The 24,929-nt window shown below is 69.7% G+C and carries 14 protein-coding genes; 2 read left to right on the plus strand and 12 right to left on the minus strand.

From position 1 onward, the window contains the following. The first annotated feature begins 176 nt into the window (after positions 1–176). Positions 177–623 (plus strand): SRPBCC family protein, encoded by a 447-nt coding sequence (locus tag AC3EO7_RS28770; protein ID WP_435592935.1) that lies wholly within the window; start codon positions 177–179, stop codon positions 621–623. Here AC3EO7_RS28770 and AC3EO7_RS28775 read toward each other — a convergent pair. The 11 genes from AC3EO7_RS28775 to AC3EO7_RS28825 all read right to left on the minus strand — a co-directional run bounded on the left by AC3EO7_RS28775 (position 577) and on the right by AC3EO7_RS28825 (position 23,206). Continuing rightward, complete coding sequence (locus AC3EO7_RS28775; RefSeq protein WP_435592936.1) at positions 577–5,031, minus strand: non-ribosomal peptide synthetase; 4,455 nt, start codon at positions 5,029–5,031, stop codon at positions 577–579. The two genes, AC3EO7_RS28770 and AC3EO7_RS28775, sit on opposite strands and share 47 nt — an antisense overlap. Then, the gene (locus tag AC3EO7_RS28780) at positions 5,028–10,013 is read right to left on the minus strand and encodes an amino acid adenylation domain-containing protein (protein WP_435592937.1); all 4,986 of its coding nucleotides are present in this window, start codon (positions 10,011–10,013) and stop codon (positions 5,028–5,030) included. The genes AC3EO7_RS28775 and AC3EO7_RS28780 overlap by 4 nt, the downstream gene beginning before the upstream one ends. Further along, complete coding sequence (locus AC3EO7_RS28785) at positions 10,000–10,854, minus strand: 3-hydroxyacyl-CoA dehydrogenase family protein (RefSeq protein ID WP_435592938.1); 855 nt, start codon at positions 10,852–10,854, stop codon at positions 10,000–10,002. Before AC3EO7_RS28785 ends, AC3EO7_RS28780 begins: the two co-directional genes overlap by 14 nt. Beyond that, a complete protein-coding gene (locus AC3EO7_RS28790; protein WP_435592939.1) occupies positions 10,851–15,215 on the minus strand; it encodes a condensation domain-containing protein in 4,365 nt (1,454 codons plus the stop codon). The genes AC3EO7_RS28785 and AC3EO7_RS28790 overlap by 4 nt, the downstream gene beginning before the upstream one ends. Then, on the minus strand, positions 15,212–18,082 hold the full coding sequence (locus AC3EO7_RS28795) for an HAD-IIIC family phosphatase (RefSeq protein ID WP_435592940.1): 2,871 nt from the start codon (positions 18,080–18,082) through the stop codon (positions 15,212–15,214). Before AC3EO7_RS28795 ends, AC3EO7_RS28790 begins: the two co-directional genes overlap by 4 nt. Next, positions 18,070–19,086: a 3-oxoacyl-ACP synthase gene (locus tag AC3EO7_RS28800; protein ID WP_435592941.1), complete on the minus strand. Its 1,017-nt coding sequence runs from the start codon at positions 19,084–19,086 to the stop codon at positions 18,070–18,072. Before AC3EO7_RS28800 ends, AC3EO7_RS28795 begins: the two co-directional genes overlap by 13 nt. Before the next feature lie 5 nt (positions 19,087–19,091). Next, entirely contained in the window at positions 19,092–20,222 is a 1,131-nt protein-coding gene (locus AC3EO7_RS28805) for an acyl-CoA dehydrogenase family protein (protein WP_435592942.1), read from the minus strand. Beyond that, positions 20,219–20,503, minus strand: coding sequence for an acyl carrier protein (locus AC3EO7_RS28810; RefSeq protein ID WP_431971772.1), 285 nt, complete (start codon positions 20,501–20,503; stop codon positions 20,219–20,221). Before AC3EO7_RS28810 ends, AC3EO7_RS28805 begins: the two co-directional genes overlap by 4 nt. 349 nt (positions 20,504–20,852) lie before the next feature. After that, the gene (locus AC3EO7_RS28815) at positions 20,853–21,713 is read right to left on the minus strand and encodes a SnoaL-like polyketide cyclase (RefSeq protein WP_488186294.1); all 861 of its coding nucleotides are present in this window, start codon (positions 21,711–21,713) and stop codon (positions 20,853–20,855) included. A gap of 75 nt (positions 21,714–21,788) precedes the next feature. Beyond that, entirely contained in the window at positions 21,789–22,214 is a 426-nt protein-coding gene (locus AC3EO7_RS28820; protein WP_431971771.1) for a hypothetical protein, read from the minus strand. A 98-nt stretch (positions 22,215–22,312) separates the two neighbouring features. Next, positions 22,313–23,206 carry a helix-turn-helix transcriptional regulator gene (locus AC3EO7_RS28825; protein WP_431971770.1) on the minus strand — a complete coding sequence of 298 codons (894 nt, stop codon included), beginning with the start codon at positions 23,204–23,206 and terminating at the stop codon, positions 22,313–22,315. A gap of 157 nt (positions 23,207–23,363) precedes the next feature. On the opposite strand from AC3EO7_RS28825, the gene AC3EO7_RS28830 reads away from it, so the two are divergent. Further along, positions 23,364–24,128 (plus strand): SDR family oxidoreductase, encoded by a 765-nt coding sequence (locus AC3EO7_RS28830; RefSeq protein WP_435592943.1) that lies wholly within the window; start codon positions 23,364–23,366, stop codon positions 24,126–24,128. Positions 24,129–24,186: 58 nt separating this feature from the next. On the opposite strand, the gene AC3EO7_RS28835 is transcribed toward AC3EO7_RS28830, so the two are convergent. Beyond that, positions 24,187–24,819, minus strand: a complete 633-nt coding sequence (locus AC3EO7_RS28835) for a maleylpyruvate isomerase N-terminal domain-containing protein (protein WP_431971768.1) — start codon at positions 24,817–24,819, stop codon at positions 24,187–24,189. Positions 24,820–24,929: the final 110 nt, after the last annotated feature.

Consider the following 24,929-nt stretch of genomic DNA (forward strand, 5'->3'; position numbering starts at 1 on the left):
TCCTCGATCGGTGAGGCAAACGTTACTCAGGCCTGGGATCGTGAATCGTGCGAAGCCGGAACTGCGGCTCGCAGCGGAGCCGAAGGCGAAGTTCGCCGAAGATGCCCAGTGACGGGAGCAACCATGTACGACCTTTTCGCCCCGCACGGGAACCTCGCCGAGACAGCGCGCCGGTGATGTCCGATTCGGAGTTGAATCCCGCCGCGGTCGAGATCGGGCGCTTCTTCCCGCAGCCGCCGGGCGCCGTGTGGCGGGCACTGACCGAGCCGGATCTGCTCGAGCGATGGTTGATGCGTTCGATCGGGTTCGGCGCCTCGGTCGGAACGCATTTCATTTTCGTGGTACCTACGCAACCGACCGGCAAGATCGCATGCGAGGTCCTGGCGGCACGGCAGAGTGAGCAACTGACCCTCAGCTGGGTCGATCTGCGGGCTCGGTATCCCGCGCGGTGGGTGGTCGACTGGGTGATCCGGCCGCAGGGCCGTGGCACGCGACTTCTGCTGACGCAGACAGGCTTCGATATCTCCGACCGCCGACAGCAGATGGCCCGCAACGTCATGGAGCGGGGCTGGACGATCACCCTGTCACGACTCCACGAGGTGCTCGACCAGGTCGGAGCATAGAGTCGCCGGGGTCGTTGTCGAGGTCGGTGCACAGTGCGGTGAGCGCGGAGTGCAGGCCGTGGGCGAGCGCGGTGATGGTCGCGGGATTCCACAGTGGTGCGGCGTAGCGGATCTCGCCGTGGATGCCGACCGGTTCACCGCGGGCGCCGACGGTCTCTCTGAGTTGGATCAGGATCTCGAATTCGGCTCGCTGGGGCGGTAATTCGCGCAGTTGGACCTCGATGTCCCCGGCGCGGCCCGCCACCGGGATGTCGCGGAAGAAGGTGGTGACGATCTGGGGCAGCGGCCGGTCGGGGCCGGTGTGTGCGGCGACGGATCGCTCGAACGGGTATCGCTTGTTCTCGTGGGCGTCCAGGACTCGATCGCGGATCTGGTCGATCAGTTGCCTTGCGGTGGGTGCGGTGGTGCGGTCGGCGCGGATCAGCACGATGTCGGCGGCGCAGCCGAGCATCGTGTCGAGTTCGGGGCGATCGCGTCCGCTCAGCGCCGTGCCGATGACCAGATCGGGCCCGGCGCCCAGGTCGGTGAGCGCGTACACCAGGGCGGCGTGCAGGACGGCATAGGTGGTCGCACCACAGCGGCGGGCGGTGTCCAGCACACCGGCGTGGGCGGACGCGTCGAGGGTGAACGGCAGTGCCGCGGCCGGATATCCCTCGGCGGTCGTCCTCGGGTGGTCGACGGCCAACGGCGGGCTGTATTCCAATCCGGCGAGCGTGTCACGCCAGTACCGAGCTTGGGCGGACCGGTCGTCGGCGGGATCGCCAGCGTGGTCGCGCAGCCACCGTGCGTAATCGGCGAACTGGACCGGGGGCGTCGGCCAGCCGGGCGCCGCACCCTCGGCGCGTGCGAGGTAGGCGAATTCGAGTTCGCGCAGCAGCAGCGCCAGCGACTCGGCGTCGCCCGCGCAGTGATGCAGCACCACGAGCAGGACGTGATGGCCGGGCGTCAGCCGGTACAGCCGCACCCGGATCGGCGCCTCGGTGAGCAGCGTGAAACCGCGGGCGATCTCCCGTTCCAGCGACCGGTTCAGGTCCTCGACGTCGGTGACCTCGCGGTAGTCGACGTGGTCCGGGTCGAAGGCCGCGACCCGCTGGACCGGCCCGGCAGCGGTGAAAGGCAGTGTGGTCCGCAGTATCTCGTGCCTGCGCACCACATCGCCGACCGCCGCCCGCACGGCCTCGTGGTCTAGTTGCCCGATGAGGTCCACGGCGGCGGGCATCAAATAGTCGGCCGCGCCCTCGCTGAGATAGTTGACCGTCCACAGCCGCTGCTGGCTCGGCGCGAGCGGAAGCGCGGCGTCCGGCGCGGAGGCGTTACCGTCGCTCTCCCGATACGCGATGCCCGCTGGTTCTCGGTCGATGGCGGTGGGATCACCGTCGCGCTCGGCGATGCGCCGTTCCAGCGCGGCGACGGTGGGTGCCTCGAGCAGATCGCGCAGGCTCACGACGACGCCGAAGGCCCGGCTCGCCGACGCCGCGAGCCGGATGGCCGCCAACGAGTTTCCGCCGATACGGAAGAAGTCGTCTGTCACGCCGATCCGCTGCTGTCCGATGGCATCGGCGAAGAGCCCGGCCAGGATCTGCTGGCGGGGTGTCCGCGGCGGATCCGCGGCCGCCGAGGTGGGCATGGTCAGCGCTTGGCGGTCGATCTTGCCGTTGACGGTGAGCGGCAGCGCGGGAATCTGCACGATCACGGCGGGCAGCAGGTAGGCCGGCAGGACTCGTGCGAGCCGGGTCCGCAGGACTGCGGTGTCGATCGGCTCGGCGGCGACGACGTGGGCGACCAAGGTCTTGCCCGCCGCCATCCGATGCGCCGTGACAACCGCCGCGGTGACCCCGGGCACGGCGCGGATCGCGTGTTCGATCTCGCCTGGCTCCACGCGGATGCCGTTGACCTTGACCTGCCGGTCACCCCGGCCGAGGAACCGCACCGCGCCGTCGGCGCCCCAGCTGCCCTGATCGCCGGTGCGATACATCCGTGATCCCGGTGCGCCGAAAGGATTGGCGGTGAAAGCCTTCGCGGTGCGGCCGGGCATCCGGTGATATCCCCGCGCCAGGCCCGCGCCGGTCAAATAGATCTCACCGACCATGCCCGGCGGCACCGGCCGCAGCAACGCGTCGAGAACGAGTACCTCGGTGTGGTCCACCGCTCGGCCCACCGGAATCGCCTCGTCGGGCAGCGGTCCGCTCGGAATCGAATAGGCGGTGGCGTACGCGGTCGCCTCCACCGGCCCGTAGATGTTGACGATGGAGATGCCGGGAGCCGCCGCGCGCATCGCCCGCACGGTATCGAGAGCCAGGATGTCACCGGCGCTCGACAACGTGCGCAGCCGCGCGAGGCTTTCCGGGATGTCGTCGACCAGTACCTGAAAAAGCCCGGCCGCCAACAGCATCGCGGTCACCTCCCCCGCCCGCAGGACGTGACGGAAGTCCTCGGCCCCGAGCCGGTCCGGTGTCGCGATGACCGCGGTGTGCCCCTGCAACAGCGGCATCCAGAGTTCCCAGACGACCATGTCCCAGGCGTACGGCGAATGCATCAGCATCCGTGCGTATTCCGGGCCTGCGGCGATTCGGTCGATCGCGCGCGTCACCATCGCGCGGTGCGTGGCGAGCACGCCTTTCGGCGCGCCGGTCGACCCCGAGGTGAACATCAGCCAGGCCGCCGCGTCGGCGGGCACCGAGTCGACCGGTGTGGTCAGGACCGGCCCGTCGGACCGCGCCACGGCGCGCACCAGCGCATTGTCGTCGAGGACGAGTTCGGCGCCGGTGTGTGCCAGCGTCCACGCGACACGGTCGGGCGGATCCTGCTCGTGCAGCGGGACGCAGATCGCGCCGAGCCGCATGAGCGCCAGCGTCGCGACGACCATCTCCGGAGTGCGCGGCAGTCGCACACCGACCGGCGTGCCGAGGCGGACGCCGTGCCGAGACGCGAGATGGTAGGCGAATCGTTCCGCGTGAACCGCCAATTCGCGGTAGGTGATGTGCTTCCCCTCGTACCAGAGTGCGTTGCGTTCGGGGAACCTGCGCGCGACCGAATGGAAGACCTCCGCGATACCGCGCTCGGTGGCGCCCATCGGATCCTCGTGCGGGCTGCGCGAGACAACGGGAGGTGTCCTTGTGAGCCGCCCGGCGGGTGTGTCCGCCGCGGCTGCGGCGACCTCCTTCATGGCGGTCAGGAAGCGGCTGTGCAGGCTCGCCAGTGCCGCCGCATCGCACCGATCGGCGGTGGTGTCCATATCGATGCGCGGCGGACCCTCGCCGAGGTAGACGCCGATGCCGAATGCCTCGGTGGATCCGGTGGATACCGGGATCAGAGTGGCGAGCACGTCACCGAAGTGGATGTCCGGGGGAATCGGCAGGATGTTGAGCGTAGGGCCGGTGATCCGATGGTCGCCGCCCGGTGAGGCACCGTCGGCGAGCAGGTCGAATCGCCGATAGTGCTGGTGGCGCAGCACCGTTCGCAGCTCCGTCTGCGCCGCCCTGGCGAGCGCGCCGATGGACGCGCCGGGGTCGACCTCGAGTCGTAGCCCGACGACGTTCGAGGTCATGCCGAGCGCGCGCCAGGATCGTTTGGCCGGTACCGGCAGGCCGAGGACCACGGTCCGCGCACCCGAGTCGGCGTGCAGCAGAAGCGCGGTGGTGGCGGCCAGCAGCGCGGGCCATTCGACGCCGAATCGTTCTGCGGCGCCGATGAATTCCGCCCATTCGTCGTCGGCTGGACAACCGGAATGCCGGAGGGGGCCGGTCGCACCGGTGGCGACGGGCGGGTGGGCGAACATCGGAGCGTCGGGCAACCCGGCGAGCCGTCCGGACCAGAACGCGCGGTCGTCGGCGAACCGGCGCGAGGCGCGATACCGCTGGTCCTGCTCGACGTACGCGGCGACGGTATCCGCGACGTCCGGCGCGGGTTCACCGTCGAGCAACGCGGTGTACGCGCGGGCCACCGCCCGGATGAAAGCCAGCGACGCGCCGCCGTCGAAGACGATGTGGTGGGCGCGGATGCCCCAGAGATGGCCCGCCGCACCGAGATCCAGCAAATGGTGTTCGAAGAGCGGTGCGACGTTCAGGTCGAAGGAGGGCGGCGCGGCGCGCAGGTACCCGAGCGCCGCCGCGACGGGATCGGATTCGTCACCGAAATCCCCTCGGCGCAAAGGCCATTCGGCACACTCCTCGACCACTTGCCGTGGTTCGGGGCCCTCGGTGTCGAGCCGGACGTGCATGGTCTCGGCGGCGGCCACCACACTCCGCAGCGCGCGCTCGAACAGGCTGGGATCGATGCGGCCGCGCAGGTGGACGTAACCGTCGACGAGATAGCGATGATCGGCTCCGTACAGGGTGGTGTAGGCCCAGATCTCCTGCTGCGCGACGGTCAGTGGGTAGTCGGTCCGGCGATCCGGCGTCTGTGTCATTTCACTCCGTTCGCGCCGTCGGCGGGCAGGGTCGCGAGCCGTTCGAGTTCGGCTTCCAGCCGGGTGATCACCCGGCGCGGCATATCGTCGGCGAGCAGATCGCGGTGCCAGTTCAGTGCCACCGTCAGCTGTTCGCGCGGCCACACGGTCGCGGTGAGCGGGAACAGGGTGATCTCCCGCGACCGCAGGTCGGTCAGCACCAGGTCACCCACCGTGATGGGGGTCGGCGCGATATCGACCGGATACGACTCGAAGACCAGCAGGGTGTCGAACCAGCCGCGCACGGGAACGCCTGCCGCGTCTTCGATCTCGGCCAGGCCGAGATGGTGATGGTCGAGCAGCGCCGCCTGTTCGGCTTGCACCGCGCGCAATCGCGCGCCGATCGGCTGGTCGTGGCGGCGGCGCACCCGCACCGGGACGGTGTTGATGAACGAGCCGACCATGGCGTCGATGCCGGGGATGCTCGCGGGCCGCCCGGAGACCACCGTGCCGAACACGACGTCGTCGTTGCCGGTGAGATCCCCCAGCACCGACGCCCACGCGTACTGCAGGACGGTGTTCAGCGTGACGCCGCAGGCGGCGGCGAAGCGGGACAGCGCGGCGGTCCGCTCGGCCGTCAGCGCCACGACGTGTTCGGCGTGAGACCGCGCCGGATCGCGCGGTGCCGCGCCCGGCGCGGCGACGAGGGTCGGCGCGGCGAGATCGTCCAGGGCAGCCCGCCACGCCGCGGCGGCGGGTTCGCGGTCTTGCGCGGCCCGCCAGCGCAGGAACGTGGCGAATCCGTCGTCCACGTCGTCGGGCGCGTCCGCGCCGAGCGCGAAGGCGCTCAACAGGTTTCGCATCAGGATCGGCGCGGACCAGCCGTCGAGCAGGAGCCGATGGTTGGTCACCGACAGCACCCATCGTCGCTCTGCTGTCCGGATCAGCAGGAACCGGATGAGCGGCGGCGTCTCCAGGTCGAACGGGCGCACCTGTTCCTCGGCCAGGATGTCGTCCGGGTCTGTACCGTGCTCGCGTAGGTCGACTTCCCTGACCTCGATCGGCGCTGCCGCGGTGACGAGCTGACGCCACCGGCCACCACCGTCGCGGACGAAAGCGGCCCGCAGCGACGAGTGCCGGTCGACGACGTGCTGGGCTGCGGCGCGCAACCGTGCGAGATCGGGGATTCCCGTGCAGGTCAGCACCACCTGGAGAGTGTGGATCTCCGGCGCGGCGGGGTCCGAGGGTGCGAGTGCGGCGAATTTCTCCTGGATCGGTGTGAGGGCTCGGATATCGGACAACCGGCCGTAGCGGCGCTCCCAGCGGTCGATCTCGGACTGACGCAGACCGGCGGGCGCGAAATCCGAGGGTGTCCACCCGCCCGCGGCGGGATCGGCCGCGTGCCGCGCGAGGGTGCGCATTACCGTCCCGAACAGGTCGGCGAAGGCGCGAACGCGGTCGGGTCCGATCAGGCTGTCGGGGAAGGAGAAGCCCGCCGTGAGCCGATCGCCGAGCACGGCGGTGTCGATCGCGAGGGACGCGTCGGCAGGCAGTCCGGAGTCGACCGGATGCGGCGCGTTCGTGAGCGCGGCGGGCAGCCACGGGCCGTTCGCCGCGGAGACCGCGCCCAGATAGGTGAAGGACAGTTGCGTGGTCTCGGCGGGCAGGTCGGCGCCCGTGCCGAAGTAGCGCAGCGGTCCATAGCCGATGCCGCCTCCGGGCACCGAAAGCATCTGTTCCTTCACGGTTTTCACCGCATCGGCGAGGGCGGATCCGCCCTCGATCGCGTCTGCGGTGTCGATTCCTTCCAGATCGAAGCGGCACGGGTAGGCGGCGGTGAACCAGCCGACCGTGCGTGAGAGATCGGCGCCGGGTACGAAATCGGTATGCCTGCCGTGGGATTCCATCCGGATGGGGACCACCGGGCAGTGATCGCCGCGCCACGCGACCATCGCGACGGTCACCGCGGTCAGCAGGATGGTGTTGGTGTCCGTGCCGTAGCGCGGCGGCAATGCCGTCACGACGGCGGAGGTCGTCGCCTCGTCGAATTCGAGGACAATGCGACGCATCGTGGACGACACATCGATACGCGGGTCGAGTGGACGATCGGTGAACAGCGGATCGGGCCCGCGCAGCAACGCTCGCCACTGATCGACCTCGGCGAGATGCTGTGCGTCGTCGGCCTTTTCGCGCAGCGCGTGCGCCCACCGTCGCACGGAGGTGCCCCGAGCGGGCAGGCGCGGCGACCGGCCCGACTCCACTTGCGCCCACGCCGCGACGAAGTCCGGGATCAGGATGCGCCAGGAGACGCCGTCCACCGCGATGTGGTGGATCACCACAACGAGGAGACCACCGTGTTCTCCCGCACCGCGATCGAGCCAGACACAGTGCAGCACGGCTCCGTTCGCCGGATCGAGGCGGTCGATCGCGGTTTCTGTCTCGCGGGTGAAGGTCGCCGCCACTTCGGCGTCGTCGGCGTCCGAGATGTCGACGCGGCTCAGTACCGTAGCCGGTTCGAAGGATTCGGGGGCGTCGGCGAACAGCCGCCACTCGCCGCCTGCGTCGCGGTACAGCCGCGCGCGGAGCATGTCGTGCTGGTCGACCACTGCTCTGAGCACGCGCCGCAGCGTGGTCGCGGTGATGCCCGCGGGCAGATCCAGCACCATGTGCTGGGCGTACCGATCGAACGACACACCGCCGGATTCGGCGCGCTCGATCAGCGCGAGCACGGCCGGAGTCGGCGGTATCTCCCCCACACCGCCACCTGGAAGTTCGGCGAGCACACGCCGCTCGGGCGCACCGGTGGTGGCGACCGCGGCCAGTCCGGCGACCGTGCGCTGTTCGAAGACTTGTGCGGGGGTGAAGTACACGCCCCGCGACTTCGCCCGGGAGACAAGGAGAATGGACATGACGCTGTCGCCGCCCATGGCGAAGAACGATTCGTCGACGCCCACCCGCTCCCGGCCGAGCACCTGCGCGAACACCTCGGTCACGGTCCGCTCCACCGGTGTCGACGGCGCACGGTACGGCGTGTGCCACGGCGCCGGTTCGGGCAGCGCCGCCCGGTCCACCTTGCCCGCCGCCGTGGCGGGGAACGCGTCGAGCACGACGATGTCGTCGGGGATCATGGCCGCGGGCAGGGTGCGGGACAGCTCCGTGCGCAGTGTGTCCGCGGCGCAGACGGCACCGGCCACCGGGACGACGTAACCGAGCAGCCTGCCGTCGGAACGCAGCGTCGCCACCGCCTGGGCGACCGTGGCGCACGCCGAGAGCGCGGCCTCCACCTCGCCGAGTTCGATGCGCACGCCGTGGCGTTTGACCTGGAAATCGGCTCGTCCCTGATATTCCAGCAGTTCGGTCGCCGCGTTCCAGCGCACGATGTCGCCGGTGCGGTACAGCCGCGCGCCGGGCGCGAAGGGATCGGCGACGAAGCGGTCTGCCGTGCGGGCGGGATCGCCGTGATAGCACCGCGCCAGTTGCGTGCCCGCCAGATACAGTTCGCCGGGCAGCCCGTCGGGGACGAGGCGTAGCCGGGCGTCGAGCACATACGCCCGCGTGTTCGACGCGACCGATCCGATCGAGATCGACACCGAATCCCGCACGCTCACCGGATATCCCGTGACCGCGCCGGTGGCCTCGGTCGGCCCGTAGAGGTTGTGCAGGCGCGCGGGGGTGGCCGCGCCGAAGCGCTGCGCCAGGGCAGGTGTGAGGGTTTCCCCGATGGTCAGCACGCGGCGAACGCAGGCCGGGAAGCCGGACACCACGTTGAGGTGATTGCTCAGTGTGGAGGGCACGAACTGGAGGGTGGTCACCGTGTGCGCGGCGATCACCCGGGTCAGTTCGGCCGGGTCGGTGTGCGCCGACGGCGGCGCGATGGCCAGCGTCGCTCCGATACCCAAGGGCCAGAACAGCTCCCAGATCGAGACGTCGAAGGTGACCGGTGTCTTCTGTAGCACTGTGTCGGTCTCGTCGAGGCCGATGTGCTCGCTCATCCACCGCAGGTGATCCACCACCGCGGAGTGTGGCACCGCGACGCCCTTGGGCACACCGGTCGAGCCGGAAGTGAACATCAGATACGCGAGATTGCCTGGGCGCAGTGGAGCGTGTCGCTCGGTGTCGCGCAGTGGTGTGCCGTCGTCGGCCGCGTCATCCGGTTCGCCCAGGTAGTGGACTGGCGCGGCGTCGATGATGAATCCGTCGTTCCGTGTGCTCAGCACCAGCACCGGCCGGGCCACCGTCAGGATGCGGTCCAGCCGCTCGGCCGGATGACCCGGTTCCAGCGGCAGATAGACGCCCCCTGCTTTCAGCACCGCGTACACCGCGACGATCGCCTCGACCGACCGCGCCATCGCCACACCCACCACGGTGTCGGGGGCGACTCCCTGCCGGATCAGGCTGCGCGCCAGACGATTCGAGCGCGCGTCCAGCTCACCGTAGGTGACCGACTCCGCGCCGCACACCAGCGCGATCGCATCGGGCGACCGGCGTGCGACCGACTCGAAACCGGTCAATGTTGTGGCGTGCGGGTCCCCGACGCGTGCCGGGCCGCCGCGGCGCATGATGCGCGCGCGTTCCTCGTCGGTGGTGAGATCGACGTGGGCGATCGGGGTCGCAGGTGCGGCGACGAGTCGGGCGAAAAGCCGTGTGAACACCGGCAGTTCGGCGTCGGGCACACCGATCCGCCAACCGTCGTCGTCGTGAACGGCGGTCGGACACTCCCTTTCGGCTGCGCCGGACATACGCTGCCGCAGCAGCGCCCCGACCTGTGCGGTGATGGCGCGGAAGTCGTGCCGCGCCATCACCGTCACGCGGATCTCGACCGCGGTCGTACCGGACCGGTAACCGACGGTCACCTCGGCCGCGCCCGTGCGGCGATGGGTGTACACCGCCAGCGCGGCCAGCACGACCGCCGCTGTTCCGCCCCCGCTGCGCCGAGCGAGCGGACCGAGTCCCGGCGTCTGCTCCAGCGGGTAGTCGAGTGCGCTCATCTCACGGGTAGGCATGGAATCCCCTCCCCGACTTGCGGCCCAGATGTCCGTCTCTGACGAGCCCGGCCAGCGCGTCCGGCACGCGATAGCGACCGTCGCCGGTGGCATCTCGCAGCACGGCGAGGGTGTCGGCCACGTTGTCGAGGCCGATCAGATCCGCGGTGCGCAAGGGTCCCATTCGATGCCCGAGGCAGCCTTCGAACAAGGCGTCGACCGTGGCGGCGTCGGTACCGGATTCGGTGATCGCGGCGGCCTCGGCGATGGCGAGCATGAGCACCCGGTTGATGACGAATCCGGGACCGTCGCCCACCACGATGCCGCGCTTGCCGAGTGCGCCGAGGAAGTCGAGCGCGGTGGCCAGGGTGCCGGGCGCGGTGCGCGCGGTGGTGATCACCTCCACCGCCTCGGTCAGCGGCGCGGGATTCATGAAATGCAGTCCGAGCATCCGCTCCGGCCGGCCGGTGCGGGCGGCCAGGTCCGCGATCGAGATGGCCGAGGTGCCCGAGGCGAACACGGCCGAGGGTGGGCACGTCCGGTCCATTTCGGCGAACACTCGGTACTTGAGTTCGACTCGCTCCGTGACGGATTCGATGACCAAGGTGGCACCGCGCAGATCCTCGACGCGCTGCGACCATCGGATACGGTCGGCAATCTCGGAGATCTCGCCCCGGCGCGGACCCCGGCCGAGCAGCACGCTCGAACGCAGCGCCACGCGGATACTGCGTCGTGCGCGTTCGGCGGCCGCGGGGTCGGGATCGACCACGGTGACGGGCATACCCGCCTCGGCCACGCACTGAGCGATGCCCGCGCCCATTGTGCCCGCGCCGACCACGCCGACCCGATGCTGTGCGGTCACGGGTGGATCTCCTGTTCGTCCATGAATGCTTCGATGCCGAGCACGGTGTCGTGCACCGGCTCGTCCGGTCTGTCGAGCGCCGCCCTCGCGAGCGCGACGAGGTCGTCGGCGATGGCCTCGGCCGAGGACCGGTCGAACAGCTCGGCCGCGTAGTGTAGATGCAGCTCGGCGGGGTGGCGCGTCCACGAGACAGCGAGTTCGATCCCGTTGTCTCCCAGGGTGACCGGCGCGCTGCCGAGGTACCGCAGTGGCGCTGTGCCGGTGACCGATGCTGGCGGATTGTCACGCAGGTTTCGCCATGTGGTGTCCGGGCGGACGGTCACGATGACGTCCCGCGAACCCTCTGGTGCATCGGGCAGGCCGATGCGCAGCCGGTCACCACCGCTGTACCAGCCGAGCAGCACGGCGTAGGCGTCGAACAGCGCGGCGTCGTAGCGCTCCGCCTCATTCCTCGCTAGATCGATTGCGCGCGTGATGGTTTCGTAGTGGTAGGCGGCGTCCTCAGCGCGTGGACGATCGGTGGGAATCGACGTCGTCGCGTCCGAGTCCCGCTGCGGTCCGGTGACCAGCGCCTCGATCGGCGGCGCGCCGGTGTTCGCCGTCATCGCCGTCAGGATCTCCAGGAAGGCGTCGCAGAGCGCGGCCACCGTCTGTGTGGTGAACAGCTCGGTGCTGAATTCGAGGCACGCGCCGATATCGCGCGGGACGTCGTCGGTGTATTCGAAAGTCACCAGCGTGAGGTCGAATTTCGCCGTGCCGGTGGGCAATCCGCCGAATTCGTTGCCCGCGGCGTGATCGAGATCGAACAGTTCCGCGCCCGCCTCGTCGATCCGCTCCATCCGTGGCGTCACCTGGTGGATGTAGAGCACATCGAACAGCGGGGTCCGCGACAGGTCACGCTGCGGCGCCAAGGCGTTCACCACGCGGTCGAAGGGGATCTCCTGGTGTTCGAGCGCACCGAAGACCACCGAGCGCACCCGGGTCAGCAGATCCGGTAGCGCCGCATCGGCGGTGAAGTCGGCGCGCAAGGCAACCGTGCTGTTGAAATAGCCGATCAGATCCTGGAATTCGCGTCGGCCGCGTCCGGTGGTCGGTGTGCCGACGACGATGTCGCGTTGCCCGCTGTACCGCGCGAGGGTCAGATAGAACGCGCTGAGCAGGACGACGAACAGCGACACCGATTCTCGGCCCGCCAGCGCACGCAGATCGGTGAGCAGCGCTGCCGGAATGGTGAACGGATACAGGTCGCCGACATAGGTTTTGCGGGCAGGTCGTGGGAAATCTGTGGGCAGCCGCAGCACTGGCGCGTCGGCGAGTGTGCTGCGCCAGTAGTCGAGTTCGTGGTCGAGCGCCGAACTCGCCAGCAGCGCGCGATGCCAGGCCGCGTAGTCGCGGTAGCGGATGGGCAGCGGAGGCAGGCGGTGCGGACGGCCCTCGCGCCGTGCGGCGTACAGCTCCGGCAGTTCGCGGCCGAGGATCGTCGGCGTCGCACCGTCGGTGACGGCGTGATGGCAGGTCAGTTGCAGCACATGGGTATCCGGCCCCACGGTGATGAGCACTACCCGCAGCAGGGCGTCTTCGGCGAGGTCGAACGGTTCGGTGGCGGCGGCGTGCACGAGGGCGCGGGCCGCGGCGAGCGGATCGGGTTCGGCGGAGACGTCGACGCGCCGGAAGTAGTCGTCCAGCCGATCGCGGATGCGCAGCACCGCGGCGCCGTCCACTTCGGCGAAGTTGTACCGCAGGGTCTCGTGGCGCTCGACCAGGTCGTCGAAGGTGCCGTGCAGCGCGTCCAGGTCGATCGGTCCGCGCAGCAGCTGGACGACCGGGTAGTTGTACAGGGTCGTGCGCGGATCGAACTGGTGGTGGAACCACATCCGTTCCTGCCCCGAGGACATGACGGGTTCGTCGTGGGCGACCAGCGCCGGAATCGGCGCGCGCTCGGCGTCGCCCGCGCGCTCGGTGGTGAGGAGTTCGGCGAAGTCGGCCAGCCGCGGGCGCTCGTAGACGTCGAGCAGTTTCGGCCGGAAGCCGTAGGTCTCCTCGATCCGGTCCACCAGCTGTACCGCGATCAGCGAATTGCCGCCGAGGGCGAAATAGTCGGCGTCCTCGTCGATCTCGTCATCGGTGTACAGCAGTTCGGCGAGGGTTCGGCGCAACCAGCGCACCGGATCGGAGTGGTCGTGCGACGTGGTGGGCGCGGCAAGCGCGGGGGCGGGTGCCTGGGTACGGGGCAGATCGACCCAGCAGCGGGATTCGCGCATCGGATGCCCCGGCAACCGCACCCGCCGGGCACGGACGGGCGCGACGGCCGACCAGTCGAGATCGACACCGTATTCGTACAACCGGCCGAGCAGTTCGTCCAGATCGGCGGTATCGGTTGCGGCGGAGACGATCTCGGCTTCCGGCACGGCATCGGCGATGAGCGCGGCCAGCTTGCCGTCCGGGCTCGGTTCCACGAACACCACCGGCCCCTCGACCATGAGGGTCCGTACCGCGCCGAGCAGCCGATCGCCGTCGATGGTGGGCGGCGCGGCGGCGAGTTCGGCCGGGTCGATCCGTTCGCGGGAGCCGAGCAGATACCGGGCGGCGAATCGTGACGATCCCGCGCTCAGCAGTGCCGCCACCGGGATTCCGCAGGCGCTGAGCCGCTCGTGCACCGCGAGCTGCCCGGCGAGCACCGTCGCGGTCGCGCCCGTGGCGGGCAACTCGGCGGGCAGACCGGTGGGCTGCCCCGCGGCGGTATCGGCCTGTGCCGGTGCGACCGGGACGGCGTCGGGAGACAGCAACAGCACCACACGCGGCGCGGTCGGCGCGCGGTGCACGCGCACCGCGGCCTTGTCCAGCGCCTCGGCGAGTTGCGCTGTGTCCGAGGCGATCACGGCGACTCGGTGCTCGTAATGGTCACGACCGAGTGTGAGTGTCGCGGCCACTTGGTGCAGCGAGGCGTCGGTGATGCGCACCGCCTCGGCGAGCCGGACGCACAGCTCGCTCAGCGCCTCGGGTGTGCGCGCGGAGACGCCGATCAGCCGGGCGCGGCGCGACGGGGGCTCGGTGGGAGCGGGCGGAGCCTGCGACACCACGCAGTGCGCGATGCTGCCACCCAGGCTGAACGAGCTGACTCCGGCGGCGCGCACCGCGTCACCGGTCCACGGACGGCTCTCGGTCAGCACTTCGATGCCCGCGGCCGCCAGGTCGAATCCGCCGGTCGGACGGGTGAAGTGCAGCGAAGGGAACAGCTGCGCCTCCGACACGCTCAGCACCGCCTTGACCAGACCAGCGATGCCCGAGGCGTGATCGAGATGACCGATGTTCGTCTTCACCGAGCCGATGGGCAGGCCGGGACCGCCGCCGAAGACGGTGCCGATCGATTCCAGCTCCACCGCGTCACCGAGCCGCGTGCCCGAGCCGTGGGTTTCGAGGTAGCCGGCGTCGCGCGGGTCGAGTCCGGCGGCCTCCCACGCCTTGGCGATCACGGCGCTCTGGGCGGTGGCGCTCGGGGTGCTGATGGTGGCGGCGGCCGCTCCGTTGTGCCGGGTCGCGCTGCCGCGGATCACGGCGTGGATCGGGGCGCGGTCGGCCAGGGCCCTGCCCACCGTGGTGAGCAGTAGTATCGCGCCGCCCTCGCCGTTCACGGTGCCGTCGGCGTCGGCATCGAAAGCGCGGCAGACGCCGCTGGGCGACATGATCTCGGAGAAGGTCGCCCCACCCCAGGACGGGGAGCCGTGCACCCGCACGGTGACACCGCCCGCCAGTGCGTAATCCGCGTCACCGCAGCGCAATTCGCGGCAGGCATGGTGCACCGCGACGAGCGCGCTGTTGCAGCCGCTGTCGACGCCGAAGCAGGCGCCGGTGAATCCGAACCGGTGCGCGATCCGCGCCGGGCCCGCGAAGGTGGCGTTGCCGAGCAGGCTCAACGGACCCGGATCGACCGCGGCGGAGTGATAGCTCGACTGCGCGGCGCTGAGCGCGACGGCGGTGACCGCCCGGGACAGGCGGTCCGTGGTGTATCCGGCGTCCTCGATCGCGCGCTGGGCCAGCACCAGGGCGAGCCGCTGCTGCGGATCGGTGACGCACGCCTCCCGGCGTGAGAGGCCGAAGAAGCGATAGTCGAAGCCGTCGATCTCGGCGAGGTGCCCCATCGGCAGGTACGTGACAGTGTCGTCCAGGCCGGTGGCGGCGATCCGTTCGGGCGACATCGGCCCCACCGAATCGCGGCCCGCGGCCAGGTTGGCCCGGAATTCCGCGAGGTCGGCGGCGTCCGGGAAACGCGCGCCGATGCCGACGATCGCGATGTCGGTGTCACGCGCGAAGGCGATGTCATGGGTGCCGGGGTCCGGCAAGGCGTGCTCCTGAGGGGTCACAGCTCGAAGGCTCGAGTGGAGACGGGTACGGAAGATGCGGCGGACTCCGCGAGTGCGGCGGCCACGGTGACGCTCGCCGCGAGCGCGTCGGCCTGGTCGCGGATCGTGCGCAGATCGAACAGCTGCCCGACCCGGACCAGGCCCGGACGGTGCTGCTCCAGCAGCAGATGCAGCATGACCACCCGGTGCGAGTTGCCGCCGACCTCGAAGAACGAGTCGTCGAGATCGAAGTCGCCGTGTTCGAGTGCGGTGGACCACAATTCGGCCACCTCGCGTTGCCCTGGCGTCCAGTCGTGGCGCGACGGCCCAGGCAGCGGCGGATCGTCGGCCCGAGCCAGCAGGGCGGCTTCGTCGAGCTTGCCCGCCACGGCGATCGGAATCGTGTCGATTGGTACGAAACGGCTCGGCACCTCCAACGGCGACAGCCGTTCGGCGCAGTGCCGAGCCAGCTCTCGGCGACCAGGCGGTGTGGTGTCGGCGCCGGGCACGACGAACGCGACGAGTTCGGCGATCTCGTCGCGGCCGGTGCGGACCACCGTCACCGCGTGCGCGACCCCAGGGTGGGTCTCCAGCACCGCCTCCACCGCATGGCGCTCCACCCGCGCGCCGCGGATCTGCACCTGACCGTCGGCGCGGCCGAGGTAGTCGATGTTCCCGACGGCGGTGAGCCGCCCGAGATCGCCGGTGCGATACATCCGCGCGCCGGGCTCGGCGGCGTATGGGTCGGCGACGAAACGGGTGGCGGTCAGCCCGGGACGCGCGGCGTAGCCGAGGGTGATCTGATCACCGCCGACATACAGTTCGCCGACGTCGCCGTCGGTCAGGGCCGTCAGCTCCGGTCCGAGCACCCGCGCGGTATTGCCGGGCAGCGGTTTTCCGATGGGCACGGTCGCGGCATCGGTGACGACGTGCCACACGCAGGTCACGGTCGCCTCGGTGGGGCCGTACTCGTTCATCAGCACGGTGCAGGGAAGTAGTTCGCGATGCCGGGCGGCCAGCGACGGGGACAGCGTCTCCCCCGCGAGGGCGACCACCGTCGGCGCGGCGGGCGCTTCGGCCAGCCGGGGCAGCAGCAGCCGGTAGTAGGACGGCGTCGCGACGAGATGGCTGACCCGATACCGGGCCGCGAGCGCACCGATCGCTGCGGCGTCCAGCAGTTCCCGGTGGGTCGGCACCACCACGGTGCCACCCCGGGTGAGCGCCCACGGACCGAACAGCAAGGCGGCGTCCGCGGTGAGCGGACAGGTCGACAGGGTGACCAATTCGCCTTCGGTGCATGGATAGTCGCGTCCGGAGATCATCGCGGCGAGGTTGCCGCGGCTGACCACGACGGCCTTGGGAGCGCCGGTCGATCCCGAGGTGGTGATGACGTAGGCGGGCGCCGTCGCGGGCGGGGGTGCGGGCAGCGGGCCGGTCGGCGAGGTCGCGCCCAGCGGAACCAGAACGGGCCGGTTCGACGCGGGCGCGAGCAACGCCTCCACCTCGTCGCACGAGGTGTGTGGCGCGCGGTCGTCGAAAATTACCGTGTTGCAACGCAAGTCGTCGACAAGCGCGCACAGTTGTGCGCTCGCCCGCCCCGGCTCGACGAGACACCAGGCCGCTCCGGCGCGCAGCGCGGCCAGCATCGCCACCACCGTCCACGCGTCCTGCCGCAGCAGACACAGCACCACGTCGCCGGGACGTACCCCCGCCCCGACCAGGCGTCCGGCGAGATCGGCTGTGCGGCGGTCGAGTTCGCGATAGGTGAGGGTCTCGCCGCCGGAGATCAGCGCGATCCGATCCGGGAACTCGGCGACCCGGCGCAGCAGACCGCTGATCAGATCGCCCGGCGGCGTCGGCGCATCCGCCGAGCGCACGAGCACGTGGGCGGTGTTCGGCACCGCGGTTCGTCGGTCGTGGCCGAGCAGCACGCGTTCCGGGTCTTGTTCCAGCACAACGAATCCAGCGAAGCGCAGCGTCACGAGCATGACCCGATTGACCTTGGTCGGCACGAATTCCGCGACGCAACGCTGTCCGCGTGCGCTCGCCCGGTCGAACAGGTGCGCCAGCAGCGCGCCGCCGACCCCGCGCGACATCACCCGGCAGGACATGAGCATCAGCACCAGCACCGAGTCCCGGCCACGGAATTCGGTGACGACGAGCCCGATCGCGCCGTACTCGCCGAACCGATCTCGCAACGTCGCGATCAGCACTTCGTGCGTGGCGGAGGCGCTCAGCTCGCGCAGCTGCTCGATGTCGAAAGTACGGCCGGTCGTGTTCAGCTGGTGGGTGCGCACCGTGAGTTCGTGTGCGCGTTCGAGATCCGCCTCGCGGGCCCGGCGCACGGTCATCACCAGCCCGAGGCCGAGCAGGAATTCGGCATTCGAACCGGCGAAGGACTGCTCGCTGGTGCGTCGACGCGCTTCGGCGCGGTAGCGCTGCCTGCGTTCGCGCGCGTCCCGGGTGACGACCGCCGGGCTGAACTCCGCGAGCCCGGGCAGCATCGACAGATCCTCGGCGGCATAGCAGCGGACCTGCGGCAGCGCGGACGCCACCTCGGCGCGTTCGACCGGATCGTTGTCGACGAAGGCGATGGCGTCCAGCCCGATGTTGAGCGTCTCGGAGATCCGTCGCACCGCTTCGGATTTGGCGTCCCAGCCGATCTGCGTCGCGCAGAACATCTCCTCCAGCCCGTGCGCCGAGAGATGCGCCAAAGCCGGAGCGGGCTCGCCGCGGCTCGCGATCGCGTGCACGATGCCGCGTTCGTCGAGCAGTCGAAGAGCCCTGCGGGCTTCCGGACGCGGCGCGTGGGCGTCGCCCTCCAGCACCACACCGTCCCACAGCGTGTCGTCCAGATCCCAGACCAGGCATTTCACTATCGCGTGCACGACGACGCCCCTTCGAGATCGTGGTCGGGCAGACGGCGCAGCAGGCTGGTGCTCCAGGCGGCGACCGGACTGCTGTTCAGCAGCAGCACGTGGTCCCCCGGTGCGCGCGTCCGCGCCGCGAGGTCGAGGTTGACGAGCATGTCCATCGAGCCGAGGTGGCCGAATCCGGCGAGATTGCGCCGGCAGGCCGGATCGATGCCGATGCCGAGCGCCTCCTCCCAGAAGGCGAACGCGCCTGCCGACAGATTCTGCATCACCACCGAACCCATATCGGCGAGCCGTAATCCATTGCGGGACAGCACGTCGGTATTCATCGCCGTGAGACGTTTGCGGCTCTCGACAGCGAGCCGGAAGCTGTAGGCGGTCTCGTCGGTACAGGTCTCGCGCCACTGTTGCCAACGCACATCGCGGTAGTCGATGCGGAACAGGTCCGCGTAGCGGCCGTCGCTGCGCACGTCGTGGTCGACCAGCTGATAACGGCCGCCGCGCCCGGTGCCGAGCACCACGGCCGCGGCTCCGTCGCCGAGGATCGTCATCGGCGCGCGGTAGCGGAATCGTGTCGGCGCGGTCGCGGCGGCCACGACGAGTACCGTGCGGCAGCGTTCGTCACCACGGAGCAGCGCCGCGGCAAGGGTGAAGGCGGCCGAGATCGACACGCATCCGAGCTCGCCGACCCCGGTGACGAAGGCGCGATCCGCGCCCAGCCGATGTTGCAGACGCGTGGCCTCGGAGGCGAGCAGGTAGCGCGGTGCGCGGCCGCCGACGACCAGCAATGCGTCGAGTTCGCTTGCCGTCACTCCCGCGCGTTCGAGGGCGTCGCGGGCCGCCTCGGCGGCGAGGTCGTGTTCCGCGTCGTCCTCGGCGCAGCGCACGGTGTCGATGCCCAGGGACAGCGCGTGCGCGCGCCGAGCGGGTGGCAGTTCCGACAGCTCGCCGAGATCGGCTACCGCGACAGCGGATTCGGGAAAAGCGGTCGACACCGGACCGATTGTGATCGCGGGCATCACCGTCACCTCCCGGCCACTACAGCCGACGCGGCGCGGGATTCCCCGACGGACCGCAGCACGAACTCACCCAGATCCTGTTCGGCGACCTCGCGGGCGCCTTCGATGATCTGCATGATCTTGGCGTCGCGATAGAAGCGCCCCGCCCGGCTACCGGGGGCACAGCCCGCGGCGCCCAGTATCTGCACCGCGCGGTCACTCGCCGACGCCGCTGCCGCCGCTGCGGCGTATTTCGCGGCGATGGTGGCGAGCTGCGCGGTCGGCTCGCGGTCGTCACGGTCGCGCGCCGCACGGGTGCACAGCGCCTCCGCGCCCTCCACGTCCACCCAGCTGCGCCCGAGCATGGCGCGCACCGACTGGTGGTCGGCAAGCCGGACATCGCTCTGGATCCGGTCGCGCGCGTGCGCCGCGGCATCGGTGAGGCATGCCCGCGCCATTCCCGTGCAGCCCCACGCGATCGTGTACCTGCCGTGGTCGAGTGCGGTTCCCAGCACGTGAGACAGGCCGAAACCCGGTCGGGCGAGGACGTTCTCGGCGGGCACCCGCGCCGCGTCGAAGGTCAGATGCGCGATGCGCGCGCCTCGCATGCCCAGCTGATCGGTGACCGGTTCGACGTGCACGCCGGGCTGGTCCGTCTCGACCAGCGCGGCGACCGGGCCGTCGTCGGATCGTCCCGCCACCAGCACCACATCCGCCAGCGCCCCGAAGGTGACCCACATCTTGCGGCCCGACACGCGGCGCTCGGGCCCCGCACCGGTGAACCGAGTTGTGATTCCCGAAAGATTGCTGCCTGCAACAGCTTCCGTTGCGGCGAGCCCCGCGACCAACTCACCACCCGTCAACGCGGGCAGCCAGCGCGTGCGCTGCTCGGCGGCGCCCCAGCGATCGACCGTCGCGGCGACCATGCCCTGCACCGTGAACAGCGAGCGCAGCGACGTGCACACCGCGCCCAACGCGGCGGCCGCCCGGCCGGTTGCCAGCGCATCCGCGCCGCGACCGCCGTAGCGCGCCGGTCGATCCATGCCGAGCACGCCCGCCTCCGCTGCGGCGGCGACCATCTCGCGGGGCATCCCCGTGCTGTCCCATTCGGCCGCGCCCGCGGCGGCGCGATGCAGCAATGCCGGTAGTTCGCTCACCTGTCCGCACCGAGGTCGGCGGTGGTCCCGCACTTGCGGGTGACGAACGCGGCGGCCCGCCGCGCGGTCCGGAAATTGTCCAGATCCAGATCGTCGATATCGATCTCGAAGTCGAAGGTGCGCTCGAGATAGGCGACGATCTCCAGTGCCCGCAGCGAATTCACCAGGCCCATACCGAAGTAGTCGTCGTCCGGTCCGAGCCGGGTCGCCGTGACCGCGCTGAAATGCCGTACCAGCCGCTCCACCAACTCCGGATGTGGTGGGGTGCCTTCGTCGCTCATCTGTTGACCGTCCTCGCCGGATATCACCGCCGGATATCCGGTCGGAAAGCTACCGGCTGGAGGTAAGTCGCGAATGCCCCCAATTCGTCTGCCACCGGTGCCCCGGGATCGGATTTGCTGCCGCGCGTGCACACTCGATGGCGCATAGCACGCTCGAGTCCGTCTTACGCTGGAGACCAACGGCTTTCGGCCGCGACGCCCGGCTGGCCGTGTCGGACCACCGCGAGTTGCGACAGCGCGGAGAACGTGAGCCGGGTGCCGACCTACTCGGCGGGCGGAGCTGCCGCCGCGCCGCGAATCCTGAACTCCCGGAGCGAGCTCAGCGTCACGCCCGATCCGGAAGGCGCGGTCAGGACTTGGAAACCGGGCAGCCGTGGGCCAGTGGGCTCAGCAGCTGGTTGTTGTCGTAGAAATGCTCGAGCTCGAGGATGCGCAGATCCTCACTGACCCTGGCAATCGTGACGCCGAACATCTCGATCGTCGCTCCGGTGGGCTGGTGCTCCCGGTACGGGCCGTCGTAGCTGCCCCAGTGCCGCCAGCGGAAGCTGACGGTGGGCGGGCCGGACAGCACCTCCAGCACCTCCCAGAAGAAGCCGTTCGGGAAGGCGGTGTGGAAGATCTTGTGTGAGCTTTCGAAGGTCTCGGCTGCGGCCTCATAGTAGGGGTTGTCGCCGATCAGGATGTTGTAGCTCCCGATCCGCGCGAATTCCTCCGCATCCTGCCAGGGGCCGCCGTTCACACGGCCGCGGTAGTGCTCGGCCACCAGCGACACCCATGTCGCCGGATCCTTCTTGTGCGAGACCTCCATCTCGAAGACCCGCACCAGATCCTCGACGATCGCTTCCAGCGATCCCGGTGCGTGTTCGGTGATCCGCTCCCGCGGCACGATCTCATCGGTCAGCCGGTAGTCCGGTGCGCCGTCGCGCCAATCCTCGGCCGCGGCGGCCGCGACCACGGCATCCCGGCCCTGCAACCACAGCGGCGTTTCGTCCGTGGGTGTCGAATCAGTTGCGTCAACTGTCATTTCGGTTCTCATCCCGTTGAAGCTATTGGACGCGAAGACCGTAACAGTCGGTCGATAAGTTGTCGCGGCGGCGCGAAGCATCGCGGATCGCGAATGCTGTTGGGCACCTGCAATATTCGTGTGCAATTCGTGCAAGTCTGTATAGCGGGGCATCATCGTGCAAGGTTGCGGAGAATCCACCGACACGTCGGAGAGCTTCGCTGGTCTTCCCGCACGAACACGGGATGCCTTGGAGGAGCGCAGTATTCGCAAGCGGGATGCTCACGGAAACCGCGGTAGAAGCCACCACCAGTGACTGTCCGGGGTGCCCGCCGGAGGGCGATACCCCGGCCCCGGCGCCACCCACGAAGCCTGCTCCCTGAAGCTCTCGTCGGCCTCCTCCAGCAACTCGACGTCGTAGCCACCGGCGTAGAACAGTGCCGGACCACCGAGTTCGTCCAGCACGAACTGCACCGCGGACCGCAATTCACACGCCGCGGACCAACTCGCCCAACCATCAGCACCGGAACCGCGCGCCTTGTCCGCGGTGGTCTCGATGTAGTTGTGGAACGCCCATCCATTCGACCGGATCAGCGCGACGATCCGCTCACGGAAACCCGCCCATTCCGAGAAAGATTCCGCTTCGCGACTCTCCCGGCACAGCGACGACAGTATCGACATTCCGTCCCAGAAGTACGAATCACGCATCGGAACCATAGTGTCCGCTTCGGATTCCCGGATCGAATTCGCCTCCACGAAGAGTTCGATCACACGCCGCATCCGCGCGGCCGCCGAGGAACGCAGCACTAGCCGATGTCGCGTCGCACGGCCGGATCGGCTTCCGCTACAGCCGATTCCCGCTCGTCCGGTGACGGCTGCGGTGCGGTCCAGCTGCCGAGCAGGCGGATCGCCTCTTCGTCGGCGGCCGTGGCCGGGGTGAAGGTGACCAAGGTGAGATCGGTGTCGCCGGGCACCGGGAAACCGTGGAACAGCAGCGTGATCACCCCGACCACGGGATGGCGCACCCGCATCGTCCCGCTGCCCTTCTCCGCCACCAGGTGCGCCGCCCACAAGGTCGCGAACTCGGGGCTCGCGACGGCGAGTTCACCTACGAGAGCCGACAATTCGGTGTCACCGGGATGACGGCCCGCGGCCAGCCGCAGGTAGGTGACGATCCCTTCCGCCTTCTCGGCCCATTCGAGATAGAACTCGCGGGCGGCTGGATCGAGGAATACCAGTCGCGCGCCGTTGGATTCACCGGTCAGGTCCCAGCCCGCACCGGCGAAGAGGCCGAGACACAGGTCGTTGGCGGCCACCACGTTCATCCGGTGGTCGAGAATGTGCGCGGGCGTTGTCGGCCACGAGTCGAGCAGGCGTTGCAGACCGGGATCGATCCGGGCGCGGTGTTCCCGGCCCGGCGCGGACCGCCGACGGGCGGCCAGCCGGAACAGGTGTGCGCGTTCGGTATCGGTCAGCCGTAGCGCACCGGCGACCGCGTCGAGCACTTCCTCGGAGACGGCGCCGATCCGGCCCTGTTCGAGCCGCACGTAGTAGTCGACGCTCACCCCGGCCGATTGCGCCACCTCCTCGCGCCGCATTCCGGCCACCCGGCGGGTGCCCGACCAGACCGCGCCCGGTTCGGGCATCCGTCGGGCGCGCTGATTGCGCAGGAATTCGCCGAGTTCCCGGTTTCTGCTCATGAGCCGATTATCGGCCACGCCCGACGGGCCAGCCTGGTACTGCCGGACCCAGGCACACCGGACCCGCGTTCACGGCGGACCTGGTTCGCCCTGGTCGCCCGGCGACACGATGGCGATGTCACCGGCACTGGCCGGGCCGAATCGAACGGAGCGAAATATGACCACTCAGCCTCTCGCCGGACGCGTCGCCGTCGTCACCGGTGCGTCCTCCGGCATCGGCGCCGCGACGGCGCGCGAGCTGGCCGCCGCAGGCGCCTCGGTGGCGCTGCTGGCCCGGCGCAAGGACCGCATCGCCGACCTGGCCGAGGAGATCGCCGCCACGGGCGGCACCGCGCTCGCGATCGCCGCCGATGTCACCGATCCGACCGCCCTGGCGAACGCGGCGGAGCAGATCGATCGGGCGCTGGGGACGGTGGATCTGCTGGTGCCCAATGCCGGTGTCATGCAGCCCGCCCTACCGCAAGCCCGGCGCACCGACCTGTGGCAGCACCAGATCGAAGTCAACCTCAACGGCGTGCTGCACACCGTCGATGCCTTCCTGCCCGCGCTGCTCACCGCGGCCGAACGGGGCGGCCAGGTGGACCTCGTCGCGATCTCCTCGCTGGGCGCCCAGGTCGCCTACCCCGGCTACAGCGTGTACTTCGCCACCAAGGCGGCCGTCAGCCACCTGGTTCGCAACTTGCGTACCGATCTGGGGCCGAAGGGGATTCGCGTCAGCGCGGTCGAACCGGGGATGACCGGCACCGAGATCGGCGGTCAGGTCGCCGACCCGGACTTCGCCGCGCAGCTGACCGAGATGGCGGGCACGGTGACGATGATGTCGCCGGACGATATCGCCGAGATCGTCGCCTTCGTCGCCAGTCGGCGGTCAGGGGTCAATATCGCCCAGCTCGCCGTGCTGCCGGTGGATATGCCGTACTGAGCCGCGCCGGTGGCCTTGCGCGCCCGCGAGCAGCGTTGCTCCTGATTTCGACACAGGCTCAGATGGCTGCGATTGTTCCGGGGGCGCGTTCGGCTCGGCTCAGTGCGCGCAGCACAGCCTGCTGTCCGTGTCGAACCACCGCGAGTCGCGACAGCAGGTCCAGCACCGGTTCGAAGACCTGCGGTGGGAACGGTGGCGTCGTGATGTCGACGCTCACCGCCAGATCGTCGGAGTGCACGACGATCTCCATCAGGCGTGTCAGCAGGAAATCGTCGAGAAGCATCGCCTTTCCGACGAATTCGACGACCCGGTCGGCCGGTTCGGCCGCCAGCGCCACCCGCTGCTGAGCGATCGCCGATTCGACTTCGCCGACCAAGGGTTTCGCACCCTCGACCGCCGCGGCCTCACCGCCGTGCCGGATGCGCACGCTGATCTCCGCGTCCACCTCGGCGTCGAACGCGGAAGCCCCGGCGAAGAACTCGGCAACCGTCAGCGGCTTCTCGTCCGGAGCCTCGGTCTCCAGCAGCCGGGACACGTGCAGGACCTGCGACCCCAGATGGCCTGCGAGCCCGTGCACGCTGAATTCCCGCAACGCGCTGGGCCGGTCCCACGCCGCGGCCACCGCTGGATCCCCAAGCAGCGCCGCCGCCGACGCCGCTGCCTCGAGGTAGGCGTCTCTGATCGCGATCAATTCCGCTGCCCTTCGACGACTTGTGAGGTGATCACTGATAGCTCGAACGTGAAAGATTCGACCGCCGAGTACATTTCGCTCCCTCGTCTTCTTCCCACCACAGAACACGA

Source organism: Nocardia sp. bgisy118 (genome assembly GCF_057708605.1).

What these genes read in the sequence shown, in the direction of transcription:
- AC3EO7_RS28770 (WP_435592935.1), top strand. Translation starts at nt 177, where the DNA reads ATGTCCGATTCGGAGTTGAATCCCGCCGCGGTCGAGATCGGGCGCTTC.
- AC3EO7_RS28775 (WP_435592936.1), bottom strand. Translation starts at nt 5,031, where the DNA reads ATGACACAGACGCCGGATCGCCGGACCGACTACCCACTGACCGTCGCG.
- AC3EO7_RS28780 (WP_435592937.1), bottom strand. Translation starts at nt 10,013, where the DNA reads ATGCCTACCCGTGAGATGAGCGCACTCGACTACCCGCTGGAGCAGACG.
- AC3EO7_RS28800 (WP_435592941.1), bottom strand. Translation starts at nt 19,086, where the DNA reads ATGCCCGCGATCACAATCGGTCCGGTGTCGACCGCTTTTCCCGAATCC.
- AC3EO7_RS28810 (WP_431971772.1), bottom strand. Translation starts at nt 20,503, where the DNA reads ATGAGCGACGAAGGCACCCCACCACATCCGGAGTTGGTGGAGCGGCTG.
- AC3EO7_RS28820 (WP_431971771.1), bottom strand. Translation starts at nt 22,214, where the DNA reads ATGCGTGATTCGTACTTCTGGGACGGAATGTCGATACTGTCGTCGCTG.
- AC3EO7_RS28825 (WP_431971770.1), bottom strand. Translation starts at nt 23,206, where the DNA reads ATGAGCAGAAACCGGGAACTCGGCGAATTCCTGCGCAATCAGCGCGCC.
- AC3EO7_RS28830 (WP_435592943.1), top strand. Translation starts at nt 23,364, where the DNA reads ATGACCACTCAGCCTCTCGCCGGACGCGTCGCCGTCGTCACCGGTGCG.